Genomic DNA, 8674 nt, shown 5'->3' on the forward strand with positions numbered 1-8674 from the left:
TTTTTTACGCTTTACCTATTTAAATAAACTTAAAAATAAACGTGCTAAAAAACACTAAACCTCAACCTATTTTATTTATAATTTGCGGCCATATGTCCTTTAATTCATTACAACCACTGCGCACTCACTCATTAGCTTAACACCTTGTTTACACTGATTTTTGTTATTAGTTATTTCTATCTGAATGATGCTTTTTTAGTATGATTTTTCATTCGTTATTTACTTAATTTATCTATACAATCCACACCTTATTTTTACGCACGAATTTCAAGTGATTATCTCATGCTACTAACCGTTGTTTATATTATTGGTATTACCGCAGAAGCCATGACCGGCGCACTTAGCGCTGGGCGAATGAAAATGGATTGGTTTGGCGTAGTGCTGGTAGCTAGTGCGACCGCAATTGGTGGTGGCAGCGTACGAGATATATTACTAGGCAATTACCCGCTTACGTGGGTACAACATCCAGAGTATTTATTAATTACCTGTATTGCCGGTATTGTTACTACGTGGCTTGCTAAATGGGTAGTTAAATTTAAAGGCATATTTATGCGCTTAGACGCCCTTGGTTTAGCTGCCTTTAGTATTATTGGCTGCCAAGTGGGGCTTAATATGGGATTACATTACGGTATTTGTGTAGTGGCAGCGGTTGTTACTGGCGTATTTGGTGGGTTACTGCGCGATTTAATATGTCGCCAAGCACCGTTAGTATTACACAATGAGCTATATGCCAGCGTATCGTTAATTGTAGCGTGCTTATACCTAGCATTGCACCATTACAATATTGACGACAACATAAGCATTATTGTGAGCTTGGTTGCGGGGTACTTAATACGTATGGCATCAATACGCTTTAAGTGGCGCTTACCTACATTTAGTTTATTAGAACCCGCTAAGTAAGTAAGTAAGTAACTTAAATAAATTAAATGAGACAGGCTTGAATCTGCTAGGCAATCTCACCTGTCTCCTCTTTTATTATTCTTTAATGCTCTCTATCACTATTTAACACTCACTACATCGCTTAACGCGGTTTTTAACCCACTGTTATTTTGCTTTAGTACGCTAAAACTACCATCGGTTTCTAGCACTACGGCAGCTACATCTTCTATGGCTAATATACCCGCACCACGAATAGCAGCGCGAATTTCTGATTTTGTTACTCGCTGCGATTTAAGGGCTGCCGTGCAATATTCACCATCACTCAGTAACAACGTGGGCTCAGCTTTTACTAAAGCTGCAAATTTAGATGAGCGAACACTGAGCCAGGTAATTAAATATTGCAGCCCTATTAAAACAACAAATGCCAATATGCCTTCAAGCAGCGCGACACTTTTTGAAATAATTACCGAGGCAAGAATAGAGCCCAGCGCAATGGTGACTACAAAGTCGAACACGTTCCATTTAGATAGTGTTCGCTTGCCCGATACACGCAACCAAAACACCAGCGCTACATAGCCCAATACGCCAATAATAAGTACGCGCACTAAACCCTGAACATCATCAAAAAACATGATTACTCCTTTATTTTTAAAGCCACTATTAAATTTAACCCTTCTTTAATTTAGTTAATAACTTTGCACCTAAAATCGTACCAATGGGGATAAATAAAAGCCATAGATACGCATAAAACTTTAAAGCAGGTTTAAGCAATGCAAAGTCATTTACGCGTTTATTTTTAAGCAACATGTAATTTATAAAATAGCCTACTATTGCTGGTGCAATTTGTATTAACGAAATTACAATACCTGATGAAATATGCCCTGCTATTAATTTAGGGTCGCCACCAGCAAATGCTGCATAAGCATTGTAAATACCTGTAAAAAAACTAGTTAGCGAGATTAGCAAAAAAGCCTGTAAAAACAGGCTTACTACGGCTAAAAATACAATTGAAGATTGTTTCAAAATCATCCTTAATTTAGCTAATGCATTGTTTAAAGTTAGTTTTATGGCCCAACGGTTTTATCTGCCAGTGCTGCTAATACTTTACTTAATTTTGTAGCAACTAAACAGTTTGGTACGTTATGGCGCGCAGCTATATGAGCAGGATCGTTATAACTTAACCATACCTGCGATTGTGCATCTTCCCATACCAGTGCTTTTAGCGGTAAATCAATACCTATTGTTTGTGCGCACTGCATAAGAGGTGTGCCGCCTTTTGGGTTACCAAATATAAGAACCTCTGTTGGGCGTAGTTGTTGTTCTACTTTTTTAGCTCCAGCTGCGTGATCTATTCGTGCAAATATATTTAGCCCTTTTTGTTTTGCCAAATTCTCAAACTTATCCATAGTGGCTTTAGCGTTTAATGAGCTTTTTACTGAAATTAGTCCCTCTACTGCGTTAGCATTTGTAATAACAAAGAGTAATGCGAGTCCAAAAATAATATTTAGTGTTTTCATAGTGTCTCCGTTTAAATATATAAATACTGAGCGTTATTGCTCCTTTAATTTTTACAATGTACATTTTTTGCTAGGTAATTAAATTTAATAAAATTTTTGGCTGATGGTTATCTGTTTCAATGTATAATAAATTTAAAGGGAGAAATACATGCACATTGGAATAATTGAAGATCATCAATTAGTACGCGACAGTTTTAAAAAACTACTAGAGCTACAAGCAGACTGGGAAGTAATAATAGAAGCCTGCAATGTTAGCCAAGCAAAACTGGCTGTTGAGCTTGAACAACCCGATATATTTATTGTTGATATATCACTTAATGAATCAGAAACCGGCCTTACATTTTTAACCTACCTTAACGAAAATTTCCCTGAAATTAAAACCATTGTTGCCTCCATGCACGATTACGAACCTTATGTAAGTAATTCGCTACGATTAGGCGCACTTGGTTACGTGTCTAAACGATCTGCGTCGGAGGAGTTAATTGATGCAGTTAAATCGGTTGCATTAGGTAAACGCTATATAAGTGAAGATGTAAATTTTGCTTTAAATACGTCAAACTCAGCGTTAACTATTTTAACTAACCGAGAGCTCGAAGCTTTACCACTGTTAGCAAAGGGCTTTAATGCAAAGAAAATAGCACAAAAATTAGAAATAATGCCTAAAACAGCGCATGTGCATAAAGCAAATATTTACAGCAAGCTTAATGTAACAACATCGTTTGAACTGCTAAAAATAGCGATTGATGCGGGAGTAATTCAGCTAGATGAACTTACCTAGTACATTACCTGCTTTTAATTTTTCTATTGCAGCAACCGCTAAAGAAATTACAAAGCAGTTTGTAGTTGGCGTAATTTATTTTATTGCCTGTATTGCTGCTTTTTGGGTTGGAGCTAATTTAGAAACTGTCCCTGAAAGTAGCGCTATATTTATTCCTGCAGGGATAAAAATTGCTTTTTATTTGCTTTCGCCAACTCGGTATTGGATTACGTTGTGGATATCGTCTCGTGCTTTGGCTGCTCACTTAGGTTATACAATGACCGGGGTTTGGGAGTTTAATCTACTGCATGGTTTTTGGCAGGAGCTTTGCTTTTTTGCCCTTGTGTATGTGTTTAAACATAGCCGCTGGCCACCAAGTATTAATAATAGTTTAGGTATACTTTCGTTGATTTTATTGTGTGTTGCGAGCACCTCAATAAAGTGGTTTTTGTTTTCTAGTGCGTTTGAATTTACAAACATATTGGTTGCTAAAGAGCTATTACAGTATCAGTTAAATATGTGCCTTGGCGATATAACAGGCTCGTTATTAGTTGCGCCGTTTATTATGCTACTTCACTCTTTAAACCTTTCGTTAAAGCGCCCGGCATTACTTAAAGTAACTAATTTAACGGTTACGTTAGCTACTGTTTTACTTGTTGCGATGCTTGTATATCTTATACGGCCCGATACTTACCCATTACTACGCCTTGCATCGTTATTACCTATTATTTGGTTTTCGTATCGCTTTGGCATACTTGGCGCAGTAAGTAGTGCGACACTTATAAATGCACTCATAATAGTTGAAGCAAGCATGACCCATGAGCCTAGCAATACCTATATTAGCCAGTTGTTTATTTTGGCTAATGCGATTACCAGCATGGTGTTAGGCGCGGCAATTACAGAGCTTAAACGTAAAAATACTGAATTAAAAAAGATTAACCGTGCACTGACTAAGCAACTTAATCAAAATACCCTTCTTGGGGCTAAAATGGTGAGCGTGCAAGAAAACGAGCGAAAGCACCTTTCACAAGAGTTACACGACGAACTTGGGCAAAACTTAACAGCTTTAAAAACCGACTTGGCTATTTTATCGCACCTTTGTGATGAAAAAACACAATCGTTTGTGGCTACGTTAAAAAGCAATGCAAACTCCATGTACGATTCTGTTTACCAATTAATGCACTACCTTCGCCCTCGTGAATTAGACGAGTTAGGGCTACAAAATGCGATGACTCAAGGACGATTAAAAAGTTTACTTACAAAAGCAAATATAAGCTATGAGGTTAATTTTAACGTAGATGATACACTCACTAAAGAGCATGAAATTGCCGTTTACAGGATTTGCCAAGAAGCTGTTACCAATTGTATTAAGCATAGCAACGCGACCAAACTTATTATAAATATTAAAACGGATAGTCAGTTTATAAAATTAGAAATTAGTGATAACGGAAGCGAAGTAAAGCCAACAGAAAACTCAGGTCACTATGGTTTAGCTTTTATACAAGAGCGAGCTATTGCGCTAGGTGGTAGCTTTAAGGTTACTAATCAAGCCGGCTTTACCATTAAGGTAAAACTGCCTATAAATATTGGCCGTTAAACACTTTAACAAATTGATACTTGCTTAGTGTAAAACTTTTGCCTTGGTTGCTCATCAAATGCGCTATCTGGGTTTACCTGAATTTCAACTTGGTTACCCACCAGCTGTAGCAATAGTCCGGTAGCTATTTGGCAATTGCCTAAGGTTGACTTTACTATCACCTTTTTGCCTATAGCGTCTTGCAGCCTTGGTTTTGGTAAATTAGGGTTAGTAACAGGCCTCAAACCTTCTGCTTTTACAAATAAATTTATACAGTAAAGTTTAGCTGCGGCGACTCTTTGCTCGTTCATCTTAGCTATATCAACATTATTCAAAAAATGAATAATAGCTTGGTTAGCGCGGTTAAAGTCACTGGTAACATCATCTAGTTCGCGCCCTTCTGCCCACTTTCGGGTAATTAAATACTTGCCAGCTTCCACTCTTGCTAAGGTAATCGACGCTCCGGTCATTTTACTAAACCACTCAATACAATAACTTGCTGTATTGGTGTTATGAAGTAATACGCTCATGCTGCCAAATTCTTTTGTACTTTCATCTAATAAAGTCATATTTGTATCTTAACGTCCCAGTTTTCAATAGTTTATTAGCAATTATGAAAGTAAAAAATCATCCATATTCCTAATCAACCTAGGAAAATGGCTTAGAAAATAACACGTGCTATTTATAAAGCTCCGTTTTGACAGTCAATTCCACGATTAATGGTTAAAAAGTAAAGCAGTGGTTTAAATTTATAATAGTTAAACTAGACAGCGACTCTAATTTTTAAACTTTTAACTTTTAATGCTAACTCTCCTCGATAACTTAGGTAATTATCCCAAATGTCATCATGAGTAGCAGGCTCTATCTGAAAATAACTCAAAGCAGGTCCACCGCCTAGTTGTTGACGATACTTCAATCGACTTTCTTGAATCACTGTACCTAGCAATAAGATTTCTGCTTTTTTGATTATAAAGCAATTTTTAACAGCGTTGGTTTTATTACATTTTTCAAGAAAAGTTGAGGATCTTTCATTCCTGCTTTTTGAGAGTTATATAAGGCAAGCTTTTCATTAATTTTGCGGAAAGTAGCATCATTCGGATTTATTTTTCCATCGGATCGAACCATGTTTAACACTTAGCTTTGGAATAACTTAATAGCAGCAATAGTTTTTGAGTTTTCTGGGCGAGGGTTTAAGCGACCATCAACAACTAAAACTTGTGTAGGTGGAACAAGTTTTAGTAATTTATTCAATGCGGTTTGTACTGTTTTTACAGTTTTTACAGTTTTTACATCATTTAAACTGTTAGTGCTGTGCCGCCCAATCCAACAGATTGAGTTATTCTTATTGATGACATATTAAAGTGCTTTTTATAGTTTTTATATAGCTCGTTTAATATTTAAATATAAGTTAGTGAAAGATGGAAAGCTCAACCTATCCCTTATCTACTTCTTTCAATGTATTTAATAAAATATCGTTATCATTTTTAGAGATAAAATTTGCATGTATATATAACCTATCTTTTTCAGTAAGGTATATATCAGTGTTTGATATCTTTGTTAAATAGCTTTTAACTAATTTTGATTCGTTACTATCCGGGCTTCTAAAGAGCGTTGACCCTTCCAATTTATCTCTATTTTTTAAAGCAAAAAACGCTGAAAGATTGGCCATAAAATGTGTCAAATCTTCTTTAGTTACTTCTAAAGACTCCAAAAACTTTATAAAAGCTTCATCGAAAACTTCAGCGTTGTCAGTACTCGCTCTTAAAAAAGATTCAACATGCCCGCCAAGGTTTGCACCATGATTATGTTGGTCAAAGTCAAGGGTTCTTACGAAGTAGTTTTTTTCTCCACGAAAAAAGCTATTTGTTTCATTTTTTTTTATCGAAGCTTTAAATAAATTATTCATGTAAAATCTCTTAGTCAATGACAGTAAAGGTGTAATTGCTCAACTTATATTTCTAGTTAGCAACTTACTAAAATCATATCTACTTTTTATGTAACTCATTTGACATAGCAACAATATCAGCCATTACCCGTTTTTCACCTAAGTCAGCTAAAAAGTTTAAATGCTCAATAACCTTTACCTTTTTTAGATTTTCTAGTTTGTTTGTGCCACCTAAGGCCAATGCAGGTACAAACGCATACATTTCATCAAATTCTAAGGGACCTAGCTTTTTGCAGGCTCTTTCAAACAATAACTTCTCATCGACGTCTTTTTCATCTAGAGGATCTTTACTCATAGTAGCAAAAAATAAATCGACCGTTAATGTTTCACCATCTTCTTCTAAATCTGTAGAATTATCGGTAGGAAAGAGCATACCAAAATTTGAATTGATATCTATACTCTGCCCAGATGTACTACCCCAAACAATTAAATCCCCAAAGGCACTTCGCCCAATAACATAATAACTATCGATACCTTGCTCTTCCCGTTTAGCAAATTCAGTTCCTTGCAACCACGTTTGCAGAATGTCATGGTACTCACTAGGGTTAACTAGCCAAAAAATGCCATCTCCCCACCCACAGAAACCATATTCTTTCCAATATTCAATTAAACGTTCTGGCAGTCTATCTTTATAAAAGTCAAGTGTTTCTTGATTAGGTATACTTGCTTTAATTGAAGGACCAAACCCCTCATAATTGTAAAAATCATCAAAATATTCATTCATTACTAACACCTATGTAAGTTTACATTCATCATTGCATCTGGTCCCAACTCTTCTAATGCACTTTTAGCTTGAGCGTCCATAGCTTCGACTCGGCTCAACGACTCTTTATCTCCAATATCGTTAACCCCTTTATTTTTCCATTGAGAACCAATTGATTGATTAACACTCGCATCATCTAAGTCAAGTAAATCGCCATTATCATCGTTACCCCCAGCAATCATATCAGGATTATGGAGCGCATTGAGTGTTTTCATATCTCTTTTGGCCAATAATCCAGCTTTAATTGTCAGCGGTTCACCTCTCAATTTTTCAGTTTTTCTGAGCTCTTTTTTATATTCTTTTATTAAATTCGATTTAAATCGTTCTCTTGCTTTCCTTTGCGCTGCACCAGTACCTTTTCGACCAATTTTCTTGTAAGCTTCGCGATTATCTAGATAGTTTCTAACTGTCATATCATTAATGCCGTTTTGTTGGCCTTTCAATTGACGATCATATTCTGCTTCTGTACCTTTTGCATTTTTCTTAAAACATGCAACCTCGTGCAACTCCATTTTTTTATCATCTTCATCGGATTGCAGTTTTTCTGTACTTTCGAAATTACTAGATCAATACAATAAACTAGACACCCACTCTAAATTAGCAAGCAAAGTTGTGCCTAGATTTATTTTTTTAGGCTAATAATTTATTTTTTAAGACTGCGTTACTTCTTTTCATCTACTAAATAAGCCACTTTCATCTATAAACCTAAATTATACGCATAAAAATAACTACATTGGTGCAGTTATGATTTATCTACTGAGTAATATAACGTTTATGCTAGTAACTCACAGTTACTGATATTCGCGCGCCGTTTTCTGTTTAAGCTTTCACAGTAACTTCCTTGTGAGCTGGGTCGCCCTACTGCACCGTGAAATACGCGGGTAAACTGTGTGGTGAGTTTTAACCAGTTTCCTGGGGAAATATTGACTCTTTCGAGTAAGAGTAATTGTGTACTCTCAATATACCCTCGTTTGTCCTCTCGTATACAGCGCCCTGTTAACTTAACAAGTTCAAGGTACGATTTAAGTTCAAACGGGAGTCCTTTTGGCATAATTTGACGTGGCATGCCTGCAAAGCGAAGTAGTTGTTTTGGCTGTTTACCAACTTTTGCGTATGTTAGTCGCTTTTGAGCACTGGTATGGTCTGATTCTTCGGGTGTATTTGCCATTTTGGCTCTGATAGGGTTTAAATCTACATACGCCATGCAGGCCGCCAATCCAGCTTCATCTAATAACGC

General features: G+C 36.3%; 12 protein-coding genes. 3 read left to right on the forward strand and 9 right to left on the reverse strand.

Going from position 1 to position 8674, the window contains the following annotated elements:
* Nucleotides 1–282: 282 nt before the first annotated feature.
* Nucleotides 283–900 (forward strand): trimeric intracellular cation channel family protein, encoded by a 618-nt coding sequence (locus WNY79_RS15005; protein WP_076924633.1) that lies wholly within the window; start codon nt 283–285, stop codon nt 898–900.
* 98 nt (nt 901–998) lie between these two features.
* On the opposite strand, the gene WNY79_RS15010 is transcribed toward WNY79_RS15005, so the two are convergent.
* Genes WNY79_RS15010 through WNY79_RS15020 form a run of 3 tightly spaced genes read right to left on the reverse strand, consistent with a single transcriptional unit; the run spans nt 999 to nt 2396 of the window.
* The gene (locus WNY79_RS15010) at nt 999–1511 is read right to left on the reverse strand and encodes a YetF domain-containing protein (RefSeq protein ID WP_182769241.1); all 513 of its coding nucleotides are present in this window, start codon (nt 1509–1511) and stop codon (nt 999–1001) included.
* Nucleotides 1512–1545: 34 nt separating this feature from the next.
* On the reverse strand, nt 1546–1902 hold the full coding sequence (locus tag WNY79_RS15015) for a hypothetical protein (RefSeq protein WP_342876271.1): 357 nt from the start codon (nt 1900–1902) through the stop codon (nt 1546–1548).
* A 41-nt stretch (nt 1903–1943) separates the two neighbouring features.
* Nucleotides 1944–2396, reverse strand: coding sequence for a DUF302 domain-containing protein (locus tag WNY79_RS15020; RefSeq protein WP_342876272.1), 453 nt, complete (start codon nt 2394–2396; stop codon nt 1944–1946).
* A gap of 148 nt (nt 2397–2544) precedes the next feature.
* On the opposite strand from WNY79_RS15020, the gene WNY79_RS15025 reads away from it, so the two are divergent.
* Nucleotides 2545–3174 carry a response regulator transcription factor gene (locus tag WNY79_RS15025; RefSeq protein ID WP_342876273.1) on the forward strand — a complete coding sequence of 210 codons (630 nt, stop codon included), beginning with the start codon at nt 2545–2547 and terminating at the stop codon, nt 3172–3174.
* On the forward strand, nt 3161–4750 hold the full coding sequence (locus WNY79_RS15030; protein WP_342876274.1) for an MASE1 domain-containing protein: 1590 nt from the start codon (nt 3161–3163) through the stop codon (nt 4748–4750). Before WNY79_RS15025 ends, WNY79_RS15030 begins: the two co-directional genes overlap by 14 nt.
* A 5-nt stretch (nt 4751–4755) precedes the next feature.
* On the opposite strand, the gene WNY79_RS15035 is transcribed toward WNY79_RS15030, so the two are convergent.
* The 6 genes from WNY79_RS15035 to WNY79_RS15060 form a co-directional block, all read right to left on the reverse strand.
* A complete protein-coding gene (locus tag WNY79_RS15035) occupies nt 4756–5298 on the reverse strand; it encodes a hypothetical protein (protein WP_342876275.1) in 543 nt (180 codons plus the stop codon).
* A gap of 397 nt (nt 5299–5695) precedes the next feature.
* A complete protein-coding gene (locus WNY79_RS15040) occupies nt 5696–5854 on the reverse strand; it encodes a hypothetical protein (protein WP_342876276.1) in 159 nt (52 codons plus the stop codon).
* Between the two features lie 307 nt (nt 5855–6161).
* Entirely contained in the window at nt 6162–6635 is a 474-nt protein-coding gene (locus WNY79_RS15045; RefSeq protein WP_342876277.1) for a hypothetical protein, read from the reverse strand.
* Nucleotides 6636–6714: 79 nt separating this feature from the next.
* Nucleotides 6715–7398: a GAD-like domain-containing protein gene (locus tag WNY79_RS15050; RefSeq protein WP_342876278.1), complete on the reverse strand. Its 684-nt coding sequence runs from the start codon at nt 7396–7398 to the stop codon at nt 6715–6717.
* A 2-nt stretch (nt 7399–7400) separates the two neighbouring features.
* Nucleotides 7401–7949 (reverse strand): polymorphic toxin type 15 domain-containing protein, encoded by a 549-nt coding sequence (locus WNY79_RS15055; RefSeq protein WP_342876279.1) that lies wholly within the window; start codon nt 7947–7949, stop codon nt 7401–7403.
* A 260-nt stretch (nt 7950–8209) separates the two neighbouring features.
* On the reverse strand, nt 8210–8674 hold a 465-nt coding region (locus WNY79_RS15060; protein WP_342876280.1), incomplete at its 5' end, for a hypothetical protein.

This window comes from Pseudoalteromonas sp. AS84 (assembly GCF_038900255.1).
GTDB lineage: Bacteria > Pseudomonadota > Gammaproteobacteria > Enterobacterales > Alteromonadaceae > Pseudoalteromonas.

Excerpts from the sequence above, each read along its gene's own strand:
- WNY79_RS15040 (WP_342876276.1), bottom strand. The coding sequence starts at position 5,854 with ATGGTTCGATCCGATGGAAAAATAAATCCGAATGATGCTACTTTCCGC.
- WNY79_RS15030 (WP_342876274.1), top strand. The coding sequence starts at position 3,161 with ATGAACTTACCTAGTACATTACCTGCTTTTAATTTTTCTATTGCAGCA.
- WNY79_RS15025 (WP_342876273.1), top strand. The coding sequence starts at position 2,545 with ATGCACATTGGAATAATTGAAGATCATCAATTAGTACGCGACAGTTTT.
- WNY79_RS15020 (WP_342876272.1), bottom strand. The coding sequence starts at position 2,396 with ATGAAAACACTAAATATTATTTTTGGACTCGCATTACTCTTTGTTATT.
- WNY79_RS15050 (WP_342876278.1), bottom strand. The coding sequence starts at position 7,398 with ATGAATGAATATTTTGATGATTTTTACAATTATGAGGGGTTTGGTCCT.
- WNY79_RS15055 (WP_342876279.1), bottom strand. The coding sequence starts at position 7,949 with ATGGAGTTGCACGAGGTTGCATGTTTTAAGAAAAATGCAAAAGGTACA.
- WNY79_RS15005 (WP_076924633.1), top strand. The coding sequence starts at position 283 with ATGCTACTAACCGTTGTTTATATTATTGGTATTACCGCAGAAGCCATG.
- WNY79_RS15035 (WP_342876275.1), bottom strand. The coding sequence starts at position 5,298 with ATGACTTTATTAGATGAAAGTACAAAAGAATTTGGCAGCATGAGCGTA.
- WNY79_RS15010 (WP_182769241.1), bottom strand. The coding sequence starts at position 1,511 with ATGTTTTTTGATGATGTTCAGGGTTTAGTGCGCGTACTTATTATTGGC.
- WNY79_RS15045 (WP_342876277.1), bottom strand. The coding sequence starts at position 6,635 with ATGAATAATTTATTTAAAGCTTCGATAAAAAAAAATGAAACAAATAGC.